A 19,676-nucleotide genomic window follows, 5' to 3' on the forward strand; every position below is an offset into this window, starting at 1 on the left:
AAGCTATGCGTGTGAGGTTACGGTGGTCTATTTGAGAGCTGCTACGACATCGGTAATGGCTTGTGTACTTGTGATGGGGATTAAGAAATCATCGACATCGGATGCGCCCATTTTGCTTTGTTCAGCAACAAAGTTCATTTTACTAGGTCGAGTCGTTTTGCCTGACAGATGGATTTCAGGAACTTGAGTGTCTTCTACTAATGCACGTACGTTACTTGCATTAACGCCAGCACCCGCCATGATTGCAATGCGTCCTTGGGCTTGTTCAACAAGAGATTTAAGTACTTTCTGGCCTGCTGGCGCAGAAGGTGCGAGCCCTGAAGTGAGAATGCGTTCGCAGCCCAAACTGATGACCTCTTCCAATGCTGATTGAGCGTTTCTACATTGATCAAAAGCACGATGGAACGTTACGCCCAGCCCTAATTCCTGTGCGAATTCGCACAGTGCTGTTGCAAAGGTCATGTGGATATCCCCCTCTTGGGTGAGTACACCGAGAACCACACCATCCAAGCCCGATTGGTGAGCCGCTTCAATATCCCAACGCATCATTTCGATCTCTTCTTCACTGTAGAAGAAGTCACCTTGGCGTGGGCGAATCATGGCATAAACCGGAATAGTCGAAAGCTTAGCGGCTTGCTGCATAAAGCCATAACTGGGTGTTAGCCCGCCTAAAGCCAAAGAGGAGCAAAGCTCAATCCGAGTGGCGCCGCCAGCAATGGCGTAGTGCAGAGATTCAATATTATCGATACAGACTTCTAGGTGAGTAACCACGTTCATTTATCCTGCTAACGTTACAAGTAAGTGTTGTGGTTAAGATATTAACAGGGCCAGTAAGCAGAATCTGTATGGAGGGCATGAGAAATAGAGGTAAAGTTTACGCTGCAGCGTTACCTCATTTTGGCGGTTTATCTGAAGGTAAAAGAAAGCCCAGAGCATTTGCTCTGGGCTTTGATAGGACTTTACTTAGACTGATTGGCGTTCGCGGTTTTCCGCATTAGCTTTTTGCTTTATATACATCCAACCATCACACCCGTTGAGCTAGGGTGAAGGTCTATTATTTTTTGCCTAGGTCAGCTGCGTGCTCAGATAGGAACGCTGCAACACCTTTTGGAGATGCGTCCATACCTGCTTTACCTTCTTCCCATTGTGCAGGACATACTTCGCCGTGCTTCTGGTGGAAGTTAAGAGCGTCAACCATGCGTAGCATTTCGTCGATGTTACGGCCTAGTGGTAGGTCGTTAACTACTTGGTGACGTACAACGCCTTCTTCGTCGATTAGGAAAGAACCACGGAAAGCAACGCCTGCTTCTGGGTGCTCAACGTCGTAAGCTTTACAGATTTCGTGCTTAACGTCAGCAACTAGTGGGTACTTAACTTGACCGATACCGCCATCTTCGATAGCAGTGTTACGCCATGCGTTGTGAGAGAACTGAGAATCGATAGAAACACCGATTACTTCAACACCTTTAGCTTGGAAATCAGCTAGACGGTTGTCGAATGCGATTAGCTCAGACGGGCAAACGAAAGTGAAATCTAGTGGGTAGAAGAATACTACTGCTTTCTTACCTTTAGTGAACTCTGCAAAGTTGAAGTTTTCAACGATTTCACCGTTACCTAGAACAGCTGCTGCAGTAAAATCAGGGGCTTGACGACCTACTAGTACCATTTTTTTGCTCCTAAAAAGTATGGTTAGTTCCAAACCGAATTCAGTTGTGTCGGTTTGGTCCGTGTTTGTACGAGACAAACTATAGTACAGATTGTAGTATTGAAAAAAGCGAAATAAATAGATTGAGTTAATCGAAAAAAACGATAATAGCAAAACTCATAACTCGATCACTGGAACGGCGGTAGATACAAATACAATTATGAATAAATGGCCCAGTTTGAAGCAGTTGCACTACTTAGTCACACTGCATGAAACAAGACATTTTAGTGATGCTGCAGAGCGTTGTTTTGTCAGTCAGTCTACTTTAAGTAAAGGTATTCAAAACTTAGAGGAATTGATTGGTTGTCCATTATATGAAAAGAAAGACAAGAAAAGCCCACTGGTTTTTACCCAAACAGGAGAAATGGTAGTAAAGCAGGGGCGAGAGCTGTTAGCAAAAGGGCAAGATTTGGTCGAGCTTGGACGTATGTGCCAAGGCGACGATATGCAAGGCCAGCTAAAAGTGGGATGCATACCAACAATTGCTCCGTTTTTACTGTGTGATTTGGTGCAAGAGGTTAACTACCGTTTCCCACAACTGAATCTTTTATTAAGAGAAGACACGACAACAAACTTACTTCAAGCGCTTAGACACGGTGAGTTGGATGTGCTCATTTTAGCGTTGCCAGTGGAAATTGACGGTATGGAAAGCCGAGTGGTGGGTAAGGATCCGTTTCGAATGGTTATTAGTGCGAATCAAGCCCAATCGGTGCCTGTGCCGATTCGTTACGCAGATTTACCTGACGAATCCGTCTTTTTATTAGAGAAAGAGCATTGCTTAACGGAACACGCGGTATCTGCGTGTAAATTAACAGATAAAGAAAAAATTAATCCGTTTACAGCAACCAGCCTTCATACTTTGGTGCAAATGGTTGCGAATGGTTTGGGAACGACGTTCATTCCTCAAATGGCTATCGACCACGGCCTGCTGCATAACCAGAATTTAGTCGTGATCGATCCCCCAGGAAAGCAAGCCTATCGCGAAATTGGCTTAGTTTGGCGTCCGAGTTCATCAAGAACGAAAACATTTAATCAGCTTGCAGAAGTCGTTTCCGAACTGCTTTAGCTATTAGTATTAGCCTCTACATCTCCATTATTTATCTAAAAGCGCACTGAAAACAGTGTGCTTTCTAGTATTTTATTCTGTTGGTGAACTTTGACTTGTAAAATTTTACAGCTCTTCTTTGATGAAGCTTTCATAAAATAGTGAAATTTCACAATGTTAATTTTACACAAAACCTTGTATGTCTTGTTTGACCCTTGTTTGAATCCACCTTGCCAGCCCTTGTGAATACAAGGCGTTTGTTTACCAGTCTATATTCATACACTCGTTTGAAATGATAAATCGACCTTAAAATTAATGTAATTTAATTACGTAATAAATTACAAAAATAGGTGTTCGATAGGCGGTTTTTACCCTGCCGAATAAAACTTCGAATTTTCTGTTTTGTTTATCTTGGGGGTTTCGTTAAACCCTTTGTTGAGATAGCTTATTTAAAGGCCGATAAGACTTATGTCTAGATTGAAAATACACATAACATTACGCAATCTATCGACATGGCTAGACGAGTTGAACACAAAGTTAAAGGATGTAATTTGTTGTTCATAACTTACAAATGTAGCTTTACGCTGACTGCCCAAGATGGATAAAGCACGTTAAGGATGAATGATTATGCTTGCTCAGACAGAACAAAAAACACAACAACTAAAGCAAACCCAAGGCATGCTTGAGGTGAATGGAGTCGTTGCTCCAGAACATCAAGCAATTTTCCCTGTTGAAGCCCAAACCTTTTTATCTCTACTGTGTGAAAAATTTGCCGGACGTGTTGAGCAGTTGCTGGAAGCACGAGAAGAGAAGCAAGCGCGTATCGATGCAGGTGAGCTGCCAGACTTTTTACCAGAGACACAAGACATCCGTGAAGGAAGCTGGAAGATCCTGGGAATCCCACAAGATCTGCAAGATCGCCGTGTGGAGATTACCGGACCAACTGATCGCAAGATGGTGATTAACGCACTGAATGCGAATGTAAAAGTGTTCATGGCAGACTTCGAAGATTCAATGTCTCCAGCATGGAGTAAAGTGCTGGATGGGCAAGTGAATTTACGCGATGCCGTGAATGGCACCATCAGTTACACCAACCCTGGCAATGGCAAGCATTATCAGCTGGAAGATGACCCAGCGGTGTTGATCTGCCGTGTTCGCGGCCTTCATTTAAAAGAAAAACACGTTACGTGGCACGGTCAGATCATTCCAGGTGCGCTATTCGATTTCGCTCTGTACTTCTATAACAACTACAAAGCGTTACTTCAAAAAGGCAGCGGCCCTTATTTCTACATTCCAAAACTGCAATCGCATCACGAAGCGAAGTGGTGGAGCGAAGTGTTCCATTTCACGGAAGACTATTTCGGTCTTGATACAGGCACCATCAAAGCGACTGTGCTGATTGAAACTTTACCAGCCGTATTCGAAATGGATGAGATTCTGTTCTCACTTAAAGAACACATCGTTGGTTTGAACTGTGGTCGCTGGGATTACATCTTTAGTTACATCAAAACCTTGAAGAAGCACCCTGAACGCGTACTGCCAGATCGCCAAGTGGTCACTATGGACAAGCCATTCTTGAACGCTTACTCGCGATTATTGGTGCGTACTTGTCATAAACGAGGTGCTTTCGCGATGGGAGGAATGGCTGCCTTTATCCCAGCGAAAGACCCGCAAGAGAATCAAAAAGTATTAGACAAGATCCAGACTGACAAATCGCTAGAAGCAAACAATGGTCACGACGGTACTTGGGTAGCTCATCCAGGTTTGGCTGACACCGCGATGGAAGTTTTTAGTGCTGTACTGGGCGAGCGCACCAACCAATTGGATGTGAGTCGTTCAGAGGATGCACCTATTACAGCGGCTGAACTACTCGAGCCTTGTGAAGGCGAGCGTACAGAAGCCGGAATGCGCCACAATATTCGTGTTGCGCTGCAATACATCGAAGCTTGGATTTCTGGTAATGGTTGTGTACCGATTTATGGCTTGATGGAAGATGCGGCGACAGCTGAAATCTCTCGCGCTTCTATCTGGCAATGGATTCAACACGGCAAGTCGCTAGATAACGGATTGAAGGTCACTAAGGATCTGTTCGAGCTCTATCTAAAAGAAGAGATTGAAGTAGTGAAACAAGAAATTGGCGAGCAGCGCTACCAAGCGGGTCGATTTGAAGAAGCGGCAGACTTGATGGCAAGGCTCACTACGAGCGATGAGCTGACCAACTTTTTAACAGTTCCTGGTTATGACTACCTGGATTAATAAAGAATAACTGTAACACCAATAACGTGAAGGATTTTCAAGGCAGATAGGGAAGTACTGCCTGAGAACGGAAACTCAACGCACACGCATAAAGTGCAAATTATAAAGAGGGATAGACCAATGACTAACTTAACTCGCCGCCAACAAATTGAAGCTCTGGAAAAAGACTGGGCAACTAACCCGCGCTGGAAAAATGTAAAGCGTACATACACTGCTGAGGAAGTGGTGGAACTGCGTGGCTCTATGGTACCAGCCAACACAATTGCACAACGTGGTGCAGACAAACTTTGGTCACTGGTCAACGGTAGCGCGAAAAAAGGTTACGTAAACTGTCTTGGTGCGTTAACTGGCGGCCAAGCTGTTCAACAAGCTAAAGCTGGTATTGAAGCGATTTACCTATCTGGTTGGCAGGTAGCGGCGGACAACAACACCGCTTCAACGATGTACCCTGACCAGTCTCTATATCCAGTCGATTCTGTACCGTCAGTAGTAAAACGCATCAATAACTCGTTCCGTCGTGCAGACCAAATCCAATGGTCAGCAGGTAAATCGCCTGAAGATGAAGGTGGTATTGATTACTTCCTACCTATCGTAGCGGATGCTGAAGCAGGCTTTGGTGGTGTGCTTAACGCTTACGAGCTCATGAAATCGATGATCGAGGCAGGCGCAGCGGGCGTTCACTTTGAAGACCAGCTAGCATCGGTGAAGAAGTGTGGCCACATGGGCGGCAAGGTATTAGTTCCAACGCAAGAAGCGGTGCAAAAACTGGTTGCTGCTCGTTTGGCTGCTGATGTGGCGGGTACAACAACCTTGGTTATTGCTCGTACTGATGCGAATGCGGCAGATCTCATTACTTCAGATTGCGACCCATACGATAAAGACTTTATTGAAGGTGAGCGTACTCAAGAAGGTTTCTACCGCGTTCGCGCTGGTATCGACCAAGCCATCTCTCGCGGCCTAGCTTACGCACCGTATGCAGATTTGATCTGGTGTGAAACAGCGACGCCATGTTTGGAAGAAGCACGTAAGTTTGCAGAAGCGATTCACGCTGAATACCCAGATCAATTGTTGGCATACAACTGTTCGCCGTCCTTCAACTGGGAGAAGAACCTAGATGCAGAAACTATTGCTAAGTTCCAACAAGAGCTGGCAGACATGGGCTACAAGTACCAATTCATCACGCTAGCAGGTATTCACAACATGTGGTTCAACATGTTCGAACTGGCACACGCTTATGCTCAAGGTGAAGGTATGCGTCATTATGTTGAGAAAGTTCAGCGTCCTGAATTCCAGGCGGCAGAAAAAGGCTATACATTTGTTGCACACCAACAAGAAGTAGGTACAGGTTACTTCGATAGAATGACCAATACTATCCAAGGTGGTAACTCTTCAGTGACCGCATTGACAGGTTCGACCGAAGAAGACCAATTCTAATTGGCAGAGAAACACTTCCTTAATCAGCGTCAGTAATGGCATTTTGAGCGGCAACCCTGCCGCTCTTTTTTCGTTTAAAACGTTTAAGAAACGAAATTTACACCCAAGATAACGCGTTTGCGTATTATTCTTCTGGCTCGATTTCTTCGGGTTCCACTTCTTCTTGCAGTTCCAATAAGTTAATCGCAATGGTCACAAAGTCACTGTCAGTAATGATGCCTACCAATCGACCCTTAGTGACAACAGGTAAACAGCCAACTTTGTGCTTTTGCATGTAGATAGCGCTCTCTTTAAGCCCCGCGATGGGTTCGGCAGTCATGATGTTAGTGTGCATCATTTCGTAGAGCGGTGTATCTAGAGTAAAAGATTGTTCAGCCTCATCTGGGTGCAAGCTCGATTCTTGAGCAGCAAGAATGTCGCGTTGAGTCACCAAGCCTTGTAAGTGGTTATTGGCATCAACAACCGGAATATGGCGAATATCAAGCGCATCCATCATGCTTTTTGCATCACGCAAGGTGTGCGTGCGCAGTAAGGTATGAGGATTACGAGTCATCATGTCTTCAACCTTGATCATAGAGACCTCCAGCGGCATTGTCCTTCTCTTAAATATAGAGAATATTTTTCTGTATATCTGGGAGCTAACTCGTTTTTCATCAATTAAATAGCACAATACACTTGCGCTTCTTTTTGTCTGCGTAATCTGTGTCTTATCGACGTTTTTATTAATTTGAATAAGTCGGTTTGTGTGCGAGTCAGTTGGCATTTTTGATTGATATTGAATGGATCGCCAAGGTAATCCAATGAATTGAATCGCACATTTTTATTCGCTGGATTTTCCAAGATTCGTCTCTCGAAGAAGATACGTTCAGGCTTACCAAATTGAAGACAGCAACCTAAATGAAAAGAACAACGTGTAACAAACTCATTGCGCTGGCAGTGGCGGCATTCAGTGTGCAATCTGCACAGGCGATTGTGTTAGGAGATGAACTAACCGACTCTGTTGATCGTGTTACTTTACGAGCAAGTAATATGGCAGAGTTCCCACTGTGTGGCGGCACCATGCTGACGGAGCAGTGGGTGTTGACTGCGGCACACTGCGTGGTAATGGGGCAGGGAACGAACGAAGCAAGCTACTATGTGACCCCGCCGGGCGAGTTGTCGGTGAATGCGAATGTGCATGAACTTAATTCAGCAGGGCTTGATAACTTCTATCCGGTGTCTCACGTTGTGGTTCACCCTGATTACACGCGGATTTCAAAAGCTGAGACCGACAGTAATGGTAACGTAAAACCTATACAAACCGGTTTAGACTCAGACATCGCGTTGCTGTATCTCACGCGCCCAGTGGCAAATGCGAGCTTTGCTGATTTAGCAAACAAAGCCGACATGGAGAGTATCGAAGCGCGTTTGGCAGCGGATTGGAACGATAATTACCTGACCAATCAACGTGTCGAAAATGTGCAAGTGTTTGGGTGGGGGACCACTCAGCCGGATGCTTCTGAACCTTCCAATACGCTCAAAACCACCATTAGTACATTTTTACCCATCGACAAATGTTATGAACGTTTAGAAATTGGCAGCAGTTTTCCGGGGATCATCGACTCAAGAGAAAACCAAACCAAAATTTGTACGCTACCAACGAAAAACCGAGTATTAGAGCCGGATAGCCACACCCAATATGGTAACTCTGCATGTAAAGGTGACAGTGGGGGGCCGCTGGTCGATGTGGCTACGGGAAAACAGATTGGTATTGTTAGCGGTGGACCTCTCATTCTTCCGACTTGTGGCTCTTTGACGATTCCAAGTTTCTACACCAAGGTGAGCCAATATTACGACTGGGTACAGTCTTACATTACTGCCGATGCGCCACCAAGTAGCTACATCATTGCACCGAACTTTATTAAAGAGGCTAATAACGAAGTCGGCGGAGATAAAGAGTGTCACGACGGTATTGCAACCAATAACTGTGATTTCAAAGGGTCAGATGATGATGGTGGCAGTCTGGGTCTGTGGCTATTGGGTCTATTCGTACCCTTGGCGTGGTGGCGAAGGCGTGAGGTTTGATAGGGCGATTTGAATACCAAACGAGTAAGCAGCGTTATGCGCTGCTTTGCTTTTTAATGTTCCATTTCTGTCGGCTTAAACTGAAAAATAATGCCAAGTGATCGCGGTTTTTCACGTTTTATTACACTCTTCATCATGGCTTTTACAGTGATATTCTGGGGATTTGCTTGCTATTGCAGCATGTAAACATATACTAGTCTGCTGCGAAAAACTCGTCGCAATTTTATCGTCGTCCTAGACGTGATTTGACCAATATATAAGACAAGTAACATGCAAGTATCAGATTTCCATTTCGACCTTCCAGATGAACTTATCGCTCGTTACCCTCAGCCAGAGCGTACCGCTAGCCGACTATTACAAATGGACGGCAATACCGGAGAGCTAATTGATGGCACATTTACTGATGTATTGGGCCAAGTTCAACCCGGTGATCTCGTGGTGTTTAATAATACTCGTGTTATACCTGCTCGTCTTTTTGGTCGTAAAGAGTCGGGTGGTAAGCTAGAGGTGCTGGTGGAGCGCATGCTTGACGAGAAAAGCATCCTCGCGCACGTTCGCTGCTCTAAATCTCCAAAACCAGGTACAACCATCATTGTTGGCGAGAATGATGAATACTCAGCAGAAATGGTGGCGCGTCATGACGCTCTATTTGAACTGAAATTTAACGCTGATAAGACGGTATTAGAAATTTTGGAAGAAATCGGCCACATGCCACTTCCTCCTTACATTGACCGCCCAGATGAAGATGCAGATAAAGAGCGTTACCAAACCGTATATAACCAGAAGCCAGGCGCAGTAGCGGCGCCGACAGCGGGTCTTCATTTTGATGATGTTCTACTAGAGAAAATCAAAGCGAAAGGCGCAGAGTTTGCTTACGTCACTTTGCACGTTGGTGCTGGTACATTCCAGCCAGTAAAAGTAGAAAACATCAACGATCACCATATGCACGCTGAGTACGTAGAAGTACCGCAAGAAGTCGTCGAAGCAATTAAAGCGACGAAAGCGCGCGGTGGACGAATTATTGCTGTTGGTACTACATCGGTACGCTCACTTGAAAGCGCAGCGCAAGACGCATTGAAAAAAGGGACTGAGTTGGTCCCATTCTTTGGTGATACAGAAATCTTTATTTTTCCTGGCTACGAATATCAGCTTGTGGATTGCTTGATTACCAATTTCCACCTGCCAGAATCCACACTGATCATGTTGGTGAGTGCATTTGCAGGTTATGAGAACACCATGAATGCTTACAAGCATGCGGTAGAAAACAAATATCGCTTTTTCTCATATGGTGATTCAATGTTCATCAAGAAGAAAACGATTTAGTAAAAAATAAGATTTACGAGTGCTAGCAGTAAGCTAGGAAATAGAGCAGAACCTCTGCTTTATCTCTCGCAAGGAAAAGCGACCGCTCCTTAAAGTAGGGTAGAGCCCTAAACACTCAGTCAGACTGTTTCTCTGACACCCGGAGGCATCGTGAAATTAAAATTCGATCTTAAGAAGAAAAACGGCAATGCGCGTCGTGGTCAACTGACTTTCGAACGTGGCACTGTTCAAACCCCAGCGTTTATGCCAGTTGGTACTTACGGTACGGTTAAAGGCATGACGCCAGAAGAAGTGAAAGGTACGGGCGCAGAAATCCTACTAGGTAACACGTTCCACCTTTGGCTGCGTCCAGGTCAAGAAGTCATGAAAATGCACGGCGACTTGCATGATTTTATGAACTGGCACGGTCCTATTCTTACTGATTCAGGCGGTTTCCAAGTATTCAGCCTTGGCAAGATGCGTACTATTACCGAAGAGGGTGTGCACTTCCGTAACCCAGTTAATGGTGACAAGATTTTCATGGACGCAGAAAAGTCGATGGAAATTCAAAAAGACCTAGGTTCTGACATCGTAATGATTTTTGACGAGTGTACGCCATACCCAGCGACACACGATGAAGCGAAGAAATCGATGGAAATGTCACTACGTTGGGCACAGCGCTCACGTGATCACTTCGAGAAGCTAGAAAACCCGAACAACCTGTTTGGTATTGTTCAAGGTGGTGTTTACGAAGATCTACGTGATGTGTCGGTAAAAGGTCTAACGGAAATCGGTTTTGACGGTTACGCGGTTGGTGGCTTGGCAGTAGGCGAGCCTAAAGAAGACATGCACCGTATTCTTGAGCACACTTGTCCGCAGCTTCCAGAAGACAAACCTCGCTACCTAATGGGCGTGGGTAAACCAGAAGACTTGGTTGAAGGTGTTCGCCGCGGTATCGACATGTTTGACTGTGTAATGCCAACGCGTAACGCGCGTAATGGTCACCTGTTTGTGACTGGTGGTGTGATCAAGATCCGTAATGCGAAACATAAAACGGATACAACCCCGCTGGATCCGCACTGTGACTGTTACACTTGTCAAAACTACAGTAAATCGTACCTTCATCACTTAGAGCGTTGTAATGAAATTCTGGGTGCTCGTCTGAATACGATCCACAACCTACGCTACTACCAGCGTCTGATGGAAAGTATTCGTAAAGCGATTGATGAAGATCGTTTTGATGAGTTTGTTACCGAGTTCTATGAGCGTCGTGGCCGTGAAGTGCCACCACTAGCAAAAGAACAGTAATTGACGGACTAAAAAGAATTAAAGCCTTTGGCATGTCGCCAGAGGCTTTTGCTAATAAAGTAGGCTAACGCACGTTATTTTTGAGAGAGTGATCGCTATTAGTTACTCTCAGACTTGAATCTAAAATGCGAAAGCCCAACTTGTTGGATTATCAATAAAATATAATGAGGATGTTTTAATGTTTATTTCTCAGGCTCACGCAGCAGCAGAAGGCGCGCCAGCAGGCGGTGGTTTTGAAATGCTAATCATGCTTGGCATGTTCGCAGTGATCTTTTACTTCATGATTTACCGCCCACAAGCGAAACGTGTAAAAGAGCACAAGAACCTAATGGCTTCTATGGGCAAAGGCGACGAAGTTCTAACTAGCGGTGGCCTAGTGGGTAAAATCACTAAGATTGCTGAAGACAATGACTACATTTCAATCGAGCTTAACGCGAACAATGAAGTGGTAATCAAGAAAGACTTCATCACTGCAGTGTTGCCAAAAGGTACGCTTAAGTCTCTATAAAACAGCTAAAGGATCCTCGCTGTGCTAAACCGTTATCCATTATGGAAGTACTTGATGGTATTTTTTGCCATCATCACCGCTGCGTTATACGCACTTCCAAATATCTACGGTGAAGATCCGGCTATTCAAGTTACAGGGGCGCGTGGCGCCTCTGTAGATATGTCAACGCTGGATGCTGTCACTACTGCTCTTGATAAAGAGCAACTCTCTCATAAATCCATTGCTCTCGAGAATGGATCAATTCTTGTTCGTTTTAACGACACTGACACGCAAATCAGTGCTCGTGATGTCATCAGCGAAGCGCTTGGCAAAGACACAATTGTTGCACTTAACCTTGCTCCTTCTACACCCGATTGGCTAGAAGCGATTGGCGCGTCACCATTAAAGCTGGGTCTTGACCTTCGTGGTGGTGTCCACTTCTTAATGGAAGTAGACATGGACGCTGCGATGGAAAAGCTCGTTGGTCAGCAAGAAGAAGCTTTCCGTAGCGAACTTCGTGAGGCAAAAATTCGTTATCGTGCTATCCGCCCTTCTGGCAAAGAAGCGGTAGAGGTTCTGCTACGTAACGAAGAGCAACTAGCAGAAGCGAAAGCAATGCTAGAAAAGAATCACCCGGACATGCTCTTTGTCGAATCTGATTCAAATGGCCGTTACGCTCTTACTGCGACCTTTACCGAGCAACGTTTACAAGAGATCCGTAACTACGCTGTTGAGCAAAACATTACGATTTTACGTAACCGTGTAAACGAGCTAGGAGTTGCAGAGCCTCTCGTTCAACGTCAAGGTGCAAGTCGAATTGTTGTTGAGCTTCCTGGTGTTCAAGATACTGCTCGTGCAAAAGAGATTCTAGGTGCGACTGCAACGCTAGAATTCCGTGAAGTTGACGATAAAGCTGACCTATCAGCGGCGGCAAATGGTCGTGCGCCAGCAGGCAGTGAAATCAAAATGGACCGAGACGGTCGTCCGGTTGTGCTTAAGAAGCGTGTTATTCTTGGTGGTCAAAGCATTACGGATGCAAGCTCAAGTGTCGATGAATACGGTCGTCCACAAGTTAACATCTCGCTAGACAGCGAAGGTGGTAACAAGATGTCAGCGTTCTCTAAGAAGAACATCGGTAAGCTAATGGCTACCGTGTTTGCTGAGTACAAAGACAGTGGTCGTCGTACGCCAGAAGGCAAAGTCATCCTAGATAAGCATGAAGAAGTCATCAACCAAGCGACGATTCAATCGGCTCTTGGACGTAACTTCCGTATCACGGGTATAGACTCCGCAGCTGAAGCGCACAACCTTGCACTTCTATTACGTGCTGGTGCACTGATCGCACCTATCTCTATCGTTGAAGAGCGTACTATTGGTCCATCAATGGGCCAGCAAAACATCGATATGGGTATCCAAGCGTGTATCTGGGGTATGGTTGCCGTAATGCTGTTTACGCTGCTTTACTACCGTGGCTTTGGCTTGATTGCCAACATCGCTCTAATGGCTAACTTAGTGTTGATCATTGGTGTTATGTCGATGATTCCAGGCGCTACCATGACGCTTCCGGGGATTGCCGGTATCGTGTTAACGGTCGGTATGGCGGTTGATGCGAACGTACTGATCTTCGAGCGTATCCGTGAAGAGCTTCGTGATGGGCGTAGTCCACAACAAGCTATTCACCAAGGTTACGCGAATGCATTCAGTACGATTGCCGATGCGAACATCACGACACTGATTACTGCAATTATCCTATTTGCAGTCGGTACTGGTGCAGTGAAAGGTTTCGCGGTTACTCTATCTATCGGTATCTTAACTTCAATGTTCACCGCCATTATTGGTACACGTTGTATCGTGAACCTGATTTACGGTGGCAAACGCGTTGATAAATTGTCGATCTAAGGCTGGGAATTAATATGTTTCAAATTCTAAAAGCAGAGAAGACGATCGGCTTTATGCGTTGGTCGAAAGTAGCATTCGTTTTTTCAATCTTTATGATTGCTGCTTCTATCTTCACTTTGTCAACTAAGTGGCTAAATTGGGGCCTAGACTTCACTGGCGGTACGCTAATTGAAGTTGGCTTTGAAAAACCTGCGAACCTTGAAAAAATCCGAACCGCTTTAGATGCGAAAGGTTTTGGTGATGCGACAGTACAAAACTTCGGTAGTGCTCGTGAAGTAATGGTTCGTCTTCGTCCACGTGATGACGTTTCTGGTGAAACGCTGGGCAACCAAATCATTGGTGCTATCAAAGATGGTACTGGCGAAAGCGTAGAAATGCGTCGTATTGAATTCGTAGGTCCTAACGTTGGTGATGAGCTAACAGAAGCTGGCGGTCTAGCGATCCTCGTGTCGCTGATCTGTATCCTGCTTTATGTCTCGATGCGATTTGAATGGCGTCTAGCGGCTGGTGCGGTTATGGCATTGGCTCACGATATCATTATCACGTTAGGTGTTTTCTCATTCCTACAAATAGAAGTTGACCTAACCATCGTCGCGGCACTATTAACGGTAGTCGGTTACTCGCTCAACGATACCATCGTTGTGTTTGACCGTATCCGTGAAAACTTCCGCAAGATGCGTAAAGGTGAGCCAGCCGATATCATGGATGCTTCAATCACCCAAACGTTGAGCCGTACACTGATTACATCTGGTACGACGTTGTTCGTGGTAATTGCACTGTTCATGCAGGGTGGTGCGATGATTCACGGCTTCGCAACCGCACTTCTACTTGGTATCACTGTAGGTACTTACTCTTCTATCTACGTAGCATCAGCACTAGCGCTAAAACTGGGCATCCAGAAAGAGCACTTGATGCCACCTCAAGTAGAAAAAGAAGGCGCAGAGTTCGACGAAATGCCATAAGGCAGGTTGAGAATCGAAAACAAAAACCGCTGAGCAATCAGCGGTTTTTTTGTATCTGAATCGAGCCGTATGCTTGCAGAACCTCACTGTATGGTGCAGCTCAGTAGATACGGTTCAGTAGATACAAAAAAGCCCCGCTCATTGAGCGGGGCTTTCTAAAGTCATCAGCGTGACGGGCTAAATATGACTTTCAAATCTTACTTAAGGATCGCGCTGTTACCGTTTTCGCGGATGTGCTTAAGGATAGATTTTACGCCACGAGCGCTTGAAGCAACAATGTTACCAGACTTCATGTACTCAGTACCGCCAGCAAAGTCAGTTAGGATTGCGCCAGCTTCACGAGCAATAAGCTCACCTGCTGCCATATCCCAAGGTTTTAGACCTAGCTCGAAGTAACCATCAACACGGCCAGCAGCCACGTAACATAGGTCAAGAGCAGCAGAGCCGCTACGACGGAAATCAGCACATTCAGTGAATAGCGCACCAACGATCTTGATGTAAGACTCAGCGTGTTGTTTCTGTTTGAATGGGAAACCAGTAGCTAGAACAGTACCTTGAAGGTCTTTTAGTTGAGCAACACGGATACGCGCACTGTTTAGTTGAGCGCCTGCACCACGTTGTGCAGTGAATAGCTCGTTTTGCATTGGATCGTAAACACAAGCAACTTCAGTTTTGCCTTTGATACGAACTGCGATAGAAACCGCGAAGTGTGGGTAACCTTTTACAAAGTTAGTGGTGCCATCCAGTGGGTCGATGATCCATTGTACGTCTTTATCTTTACCTTCGATAAGACCTTGTTCTTCAGCAACGATACAGTGCTCAGGGTAAGACTGCTTGATAGTATCGATGATGATGTATTCTGCTTCTTTATCTACATTAGTGACAAAGTCATTAGTGCCTTTAAGAGTAGATTCTACTTTATCAGTGTTTTCTAATGATTTAGCAATATGATTGCCTGCCTTTCGCGCAGCGCGAATAGCAATGTTTAGCATTGGATGCATACGAATTTCCCAACGGATGTTAAAGAACAAATGAAAGCGGCGGCGAGTATACCAGAGATCAGTAAAAAAGGAAGTGGTTATTTTTTGTTCTAAAGTCAGTGGTTTTATTGTATTTAGCTTGAGGCGAACGAGAACAATGACCAAGAATGAGAAGAGAGGCCTTCTTCGCCCTAGGGTGTGTTAAAAAACTATGTTAACATTCTGCGGTTTTAATTTAGGTAGCAAACACAGATGTTGGATCAAGTGAAAATTGTACTCGTAGGTACCTCTCATTCAGGCAATATTGGCTCAGCAGCTCGAGCTATGAAAGTGATGGGGTTAAGCCAACTAGTATTAGTCGATCCACAATGTGAAGTGGACGAACAAACTCTTGCTTTGGCTGCGGGTGCTGGTGATATTGCTCAAAATGCAAAGATTGTCGGCACATTAGAGGAAGCGGTTGAAGATTGCAGCCTTGTGGTGGGCTCCAGTGCTCGCTCTCGTACATTAGAATGGCCAATGCTTGAGCCACGTGAATGTGGTGAGAAATTTGCGGTTGAGGGTAGAAAACACCCTGTCGCGCTCGTGTTTGGTCGTGAAAGAACTGGTCTAACAAACGAAGAGCTGCAAAGGTGTCACTACCATGTTTGCATTCCTGCTAACCCTGAATATAGTTCGCTTAACCTAGCGATGGCCGTACAAACTCTGAGTTACGAAGTACGAGTTGCGCATTTGAACTTAGAGCAAAGCCAGTTTGCCCCAAATGAGCCGGAAGAGTACCCACGTCATAGAGAGCTCGAAATGTTCTTCGAGCATCTTGAAAAGGTGATGGTTGAGACCCAGTTTATCAATAAAGAGCAACCAGGACAGGTGATGAATAAATTGCGTCGCTTGTTCTCTCGTGCTCGGCCAGAAACCCAGGAACTCAATATTCTACGCGGCATTTTAACCTCGATAGAAAAGAAGTTCTGAATAAAGGATAACCACTTTAGGTGTAAGGATGAATACCTGAGTAAAATGGTCAAATAAATACTTGACCAAATTACTCAGGTATGGAAAAATCTTAACCATTACAAACCATGTGGATACGGTGTGGTATGAAACTTACATCTAAAGGAAGATATGCGGTGACAGCCATGCTGGATGTGGCACTGCATTCGCAACAAAACCCTGTACCTCTTGCTGACATCTCAGAGCGTCAGGGGATCTCGCTCTCTTACTTAGAGCAGCTATTTTCAAAATTGCGTAAAGCAGGTCTCGTTGCCAGCGTTCGTGGTCCTGGTGGTGGTTACCGACTTGGTGCCGACGCACACAGTATCGCTATTGGTACCGTGATTGCAGCCGTTGATGAGTCAGTCGATGCAACCAAATGCCAGGGCAAAGGAGATTGCCAAGGTGGAACACGTTGCCTTACTCACACGCTATGGCGCGACTTAAGCTCTCGCATTAGTGACTTCTTGAATAACATCACTCTTGGTGAGTTGATGACAGACAATGAAGTCCTCGAAATTTCTGATCGTCAGGACATTGATCTGGCGGTAACCCATGGGCTATCAAACAAAAATACAACCGCCGCGCCCATCGGTGTAAACGTCCGCTCTTAGCGGTCAGCTTTTTACATTGGAGTAGAGAATGAAACTGCCGATTTATCTTGATTATTCCGCTACATGTCCAGTTGATCCACGTGTTGCTGAAAAAATGGTTCAGTACATGACAATGGATGGCACATTTGGCAACCCAGCGTCGCGTTCGCACCGTTACGGCTGGCAGGCAGAAGAAGCGGTCGATACTGCTCGTGAGCAAATTGCTGACCTTCTAAATGCAGATCCTCGCGAAATCGTATTTACATCTGGTGCGACAGAATCAGACAACCTTGCTATTAAAGGTGCAGCGCACTTTTACTCGAAGAAAGGCAAGCACGTAATCACTTGTAAAACAGAGCACAAAGCCGTTCTTGACCCATGTCGTCAACTTGAGCGTGAAGGCTTTGAAGTTACTTACCTTGAGCCAGAATCAAATGGCTTGATCGATCTAGAGAAGCTTAAAGCGGCAATGCGTGATGACACAGTGCTTGTGTCTATTATGCACGTAAACAACGAGATTGGTGTGGTTCAAGACATTACTGCGATCGGCGAATTGTGTCGTGAGCGTAAAATTGTTTTCCACGTGGATGCAGCGCAATCTGCAGGTAAATTACCAATCGACGTTCAAGAGATGAAAGTTGACCTAATTTCGCTTTCTGCTCACAAAGTTTATGGCCCTAAAGGCATCGGTGCACTTTACGTTCGTCGTAAGCCTCGTATTCGTCTTGAAGCGCAAATGCACGGTGGCGGCCATGAGCGTGGTTTCCGTTCTGGTACACTTCCTACTCACCAAATCGTTGGTATGGGTGAAGCATTCCGCATTGCAAAAGAAGACATGCAAAAAGATTACGATCACGCTTTAGCGCTTCGTAACCGTCTTTTTGATGGCGTGAAAGACTTAGAAGCAGTGACGGTAAACGGTGACCTTGAGCAACGTGTACCACACAACCTAAACATCAGCTTCGCATTCGTAGAAGGTGAATCACTACTAATGTCGCTTAAAGATCTAGCGGTATCTTCTGGTAGTGCTTGTACGTCTGCAAGCCTTGAGCCTTCTTACGTTCTTCGTGCCCTAGGCATGGATGATGAATTGGCTCACAGCTCGGTTCGTTTCTCGTTTGGTCGTTTCACGACTGAAGAAGAAATTGATTACGCAATTGAACAAATCCGCGTTGCAGTGACTAAGCTACGCGACATGTCTCCTCTATGGGATATGTACAAAGAAGGGATTGATTTGAGCACTGTTGAATGGGCTCACCATTAATCTCAGGGATTGAAATAGAGGATTCGAGGTAATTTATCATGGCATACAGCGAAAAAGTAATTGATCACTACGAGAACCCACGTAACGTTGGTTCATTCGATAAAGAAGACCCATCAGTAGGTAGCGGCATGGTTGGCGCTCCAGCTTGTGGTGACGTAATGAAGCTTCAAATCAAAGTGACACCGGAAGGTATCATCGAAGATGCGAAGTTCAAAACATACGGTTGTGGTAGTGCAATCGCATCAAGCTCACTAGTAACTGAGTGGGTAAAAGGCAAGTCAGTTGATGAAGCAGCAGCAATTAAAAACTCTGAAATTGCTGAAGAGCTAGAGCTTCCACCAGTGAAAGTTCACTGTTCAATTCTTGCTGAAGATGCAATCAAAGCAGCGGTTGCAGACTACAAGAAAAAACACCAAGAATAATTATTCCGTAATATAATGGGAGCTTTGACGCTCCCATTCCAATCGAAATTTAGACAGACTAAGGTGCAGTATGGCCATCACAATGACAGAATCAGCGGCAAGTCGCGTAAGAGCATTCCTAGATAACCGAGGCAAAGGTATCGGTTTACGTCTTGGAGTGAAGACGACTGGTTGTTCAGGCATGGCATATGTACTTGAGTTTGTTGATGAGCTTAACGAAGAAGATGAAGTTTTTGAACTCTCTGGAGTGAAAATCATCATCGACAAAAAAAGCTTAGTGTACCTAGACGGTACCGAATTGGATTACGTGAAAGAAGGGTTGAATGAAGGTTTTGAATTCAACAACCCTAACGCGAAAAGTGAATGTGGTTGTGGTGAAAGCTTCAACGTCTAATTGATTGTCCTTCTGGGCAAGCGAGTCCGGAAGGCTTTACTAGGACCCGAACTTAATGAATCACTTTGAATTATTTGGGCTACCAAGTCAGTTTAAGCTGGATGGTAGCCTTCTTTCTTCTCAGTTCCGAGAACTACAAAAACGCTTCCACCCGGATAACTTTGCAACGGGATCTGAACGTGACCGTTTGATGGCGGTGCAAAAGGCAGCGCAAATCAACGATGCCTATCAAGTTCTGAAAAATCCTATCTCCCGTGCCGAGTACATCCTCGCAGAGCAGGGAGTTGAGATCCGAGGTGAACAGCAGACAATGCAAGATCCAATGTTCTTAATGGAGCAAATGGAGCTGCGCGAAGAACTGGAAGAAATTGCTGACAGCACCGATCCTGAATCGGCGCTTTTTGACTTCGATTCTAAGGTCAGCAAAATGTACAAACAGCATCTGGCAAGCGTCGAGCAAGAGCTTGATGATGGTCTTTGGGCTGAAGCCGCAGACCGAGTTCGTAAGCTAAAATTCATTGCCAAACTAAAGAACGAAATTGAACTAGTCGAAGACAAACTCCTCGGCTAG

19 protein-coding genes are annotated in these 19,676 nt (G+C 45.2%); 15 read left to right on the forward strand and 4 right to left on the reverse strand.

Annotation, left to right across the window (positions count from 1 at the left end; translation table 11 throughout):
* Positions 1-27: 27 nt before the first annotated feature.
* Together R2S67_RS14335 and R2S67_RS14340 are read right to left on the reverse strand one after the other, a co-directional pair.
* On the reverse strand, positions 28-771 hold the full coding sequence (locus tag R2S67_RS14335) for a copper homeostasis protein CutC (RefSeq protein ID WP_411057604.1): 744 nt from the start codon (positions 769-771) through the stop codon (positions 28-30).
* 283 nt (positions 772-1,054) lie between these two features.
* Entirely contained in the window at positions 1,055-1,666 is a 612-nt protein-coding gene (locus R2S67_RS14340) for a peroxiredoxin C (RefSeq protein ID WP_005381738.1), read from the reverse strand.
* Between the two features lie 199 nt (positions 1,667-1,865).
* On the opposite strand from R2S67_RS14340, the gene R2S67_RS14345 reads away from it, so the two are divergent.
* From R2S67_RS14345 to aceA, 3 genes are all read left to right on the forward strand, one after another.
* Positions 1,866-2,771: a hydrogen peroxide-inducible genes activator gene (locus tag R2S67_RS14345; RefSeq protein WP_005383681.1), complete on the forward strand. Its 906-nt coding sequence runs from the start codon at positions 1,866-1,868 to the stop codon at positions 2,769-2,771.
* Positions 2,772-3,377: 606 nt separating this feature from the next.
* Positions 3,378-5,006: a malate synthase A gene (gene aceB, locus R2S67_RS14350; protein ID WP_054868178.1), complete on the forward strand. Its 1,629-nt coding sequence runs from the start codon at positions 3,378-3,380 to the stop codon at positions 5,004-5,006.
* 120 nt (positions 5,007-5,126) lie between these two features.
* Positions 5,127-6,440: an isocitrate lyase gene (gene aceA / locus R2S67_RS14355; RefSeq protein WP_005391585.1), complete on the forward strand. Its 1,314-nt coding sequence runs from the start codon at positions 5,127-5,129 to the stop codon at positions 6,438-6,440.
* 124 nt (positions 6,441-6,564) lie between these two features.
* Here aceA and R2S67_RS14360 read toward each other — a convergent pair whose 3' ends face one another.
* Positions 6,565-7,014, reverse strand: a complete 450-nt coding sequence (locus R2S67_RS14360) for a CBS domain-containing protein (RefSeq protein ID WP_005391583.1) — start codon at positions 7,012-7,014, stop codon at positions 6,565-6,567.
* A gap of 323 nt (positions 7,015-7,337) precedes the next feature.
* Between R2S67_RS14360 and R2S67_RS14365 the strand changes: the two genes are divergently transcribed.
* The 6 genes from R2S67_RS14365 to secF all read left to right on the forward strand — a co-directional run bounded on the left by R2S67_RS14365 (position 7,338) and on the right by secF (position 14,462).
* Positions 7,338-8,504, forward strand: coding sequence for a S1 family peptidase (locus R2S67_RS14365; RefSeq protein ID WP_046874342.1), 1,167 nt, complete (start codon positions 7,338-7,340; stop codon positions 8,502-8,504).
* A 270-nt stretch (positions 8,505-8,774) separates the two neighbouring features.
* Entirely contained in the window at positions 8,775-9,827 is a 1,053-nt protein-coding gene (gene queA / locus R2S67_RS14370; RefSeq protein ID WP_046874341.1) for a tRNA preQ1(34) S-adenosylmethionine ribosyltransferase-isomerase QueA, read from the forward strand.
* Positions 9,828-9,977: 150 nt separating this feature from the next.
* On the forward strand, positions 9,978-11,114 hold the full coding sequence (gene tgt, locus R2S67_RS14375) for a tRNA guanosine(34) transglycosylase Tgt (RefSeq protein WP_005381727.1): 1,137 nt from the start codon (positions 9,978-9,980) through the stop codon (positions 11,112-11,114).
* Positions 11,115-11,292: 178 nt separating this feature from the next.
* Positions 11,293-11,622, forward strand: a complete 330-nt coding sequence (yajC, locus tag R2S67_RS14380; protein ID WP_005381725.1) for a preprotein translocase subunit YajC — start codon at positions 11,293-11,295, stop codon at positions 11,620-11,622.
* Between the two features lie 21 nt (positions 11,623-11,643).
* The gene (gene secD / locus R2S67_RS14385; protein WP_006741889.1) at positions 11,644-13,500 is read left to right on the forward strand and encodes a protein translocase subunit SecD; all 1,857 of its coding nucleotides are present in this window, start codon (positions 11,644-11,646) and stop codon (positions 13,498-13,500) included.
* A gap of 14 nt (positions 13,501-13,514) precedes the next feature.
* Complete coding sequence (gene secF, locus R2S67_RS14390; protein ID WP_005391572.1) at positions 13,515-14,462, forward strand: protein translocase subunit SecF; 948 nt, start codon at positions 13,515-13,517, stop codon at positions 14,460-14,462.
* Between the two features lie 197 nt (positions 14,463-14,659).
* Here the strand turns inward: secF and suhB are convergent, their stop codons facing one another.
* Positions 14,660-15,463 carry an inositol-1-monophosphatase gene (gene suhB, locus R2S67_RS14395; RefSeq protein ID WP_012842115.1) on the reverse strand — a complete coding sequence of 268 codons (804 nt, stop codon included), beginning with the start codon at positions 15,461-15,463 and terminating at the stop codon, positions 14,660-14,662.
* A 231-nt stretch (positions 15,464-15,694) separates the two neighbouring features.
* Between suhB and trmJ the strand changes: the two genes are divergently transcribed.
* The 6 genes from trmJ to hscB all read left to right on the forward strand — a co-directional run bounded on the left by trmJ (position 15,695) and on the right by hscB (position 19,676).
* On the forward strand, positions 15,695-16,414 hold the full coding sequence (gene trmJ / locus R2S67_RS14400; protein WP_006741887.1) for a tRNA (cytosine(32)/uridine(32)-2'-O)-methyltransferase TrmJ: 720 nt from the start codon (positions 15,695-15,697) through the stop codon (positions 16,412-16,414).
* A 125-nt stretch (positions 16,415-16,539) separates the two neighbouring features.
* On the forward strand, positions 16,540-17,046 hold the full coding sequence (gene iscR, locus R2S67_RS14405) for a Fe-S cluster assembly transcriptional regulator IscR (protein WP_005381720.1): 507 nt from the start codon (positions 16,540-16,542) through the stop codon (positions 17,044-17,046).
* Positions 17,047-17,074: 28 nt separating this feature from the next.
* Complete coding sequence (locus tag R2S67_RS14410; RefSeq protein WP_005391556.1) at positions 17,075-18,289, forward strand: IscS subfamily cysteine desulfurase; 1,215 nt, start codon at positions 17,075-17,077, stop codon at positions 18,287-18,289.
* Positions 18,290-18,327: 38 nt separating this feature from the next.
* Positions 18,328-18,711 (forward strand): Fe-S cluster assembly scaffold IscU, encoded by a 384-nt coding sequence (gene iscU, locus R2S67_RS14415; RefSeq protein ID WP_005381718.1) that lies wholly within the window; start codon positions 18,328-18,330, stop codon positions 18,709-18,711.
* Between the two features lie 70 nt (positions 18,712-18,781).
* Positions 18,782-19,105 carry an iron-sulfur cluster assembly protein IscA gene (gene iscA, locus R2S67_RS14420; protein WP_005391554.1) on the forward strand — a complete coding sequence of 108 codons (324 nt, stop codon included), beginning with the start codon at positions 18,782-18,784 and terminating at the stop codon, positions 19,103-19,105.
* Positions 19,106-19,160: 55 nt separating this feature from the next.
* Positions 19,161-19,676 carry a co-chaperone HscB gene (hscB, locus tag R2S67_RS14425; protein WP_012842113.1) on the forward strand — a complete coding sequence of 172 codons (516 nt, stop codon included), beginning with the start codon at positions 19,161-19,163 and terminating at the stop codon, positions 19,674-19,676.

The sequence above is a fragment of the Vibrio sp. T13N genome, from assembly GCF_032970445.1.
In the GTDB taxonomy this organism is placed as follows: domain Bacteria; phylum Pseudomonadota; class Gammaproteobacteria; order Enterobacterales; family Vibrionaceae; genus Vibrio; species Vibrio diabolicus.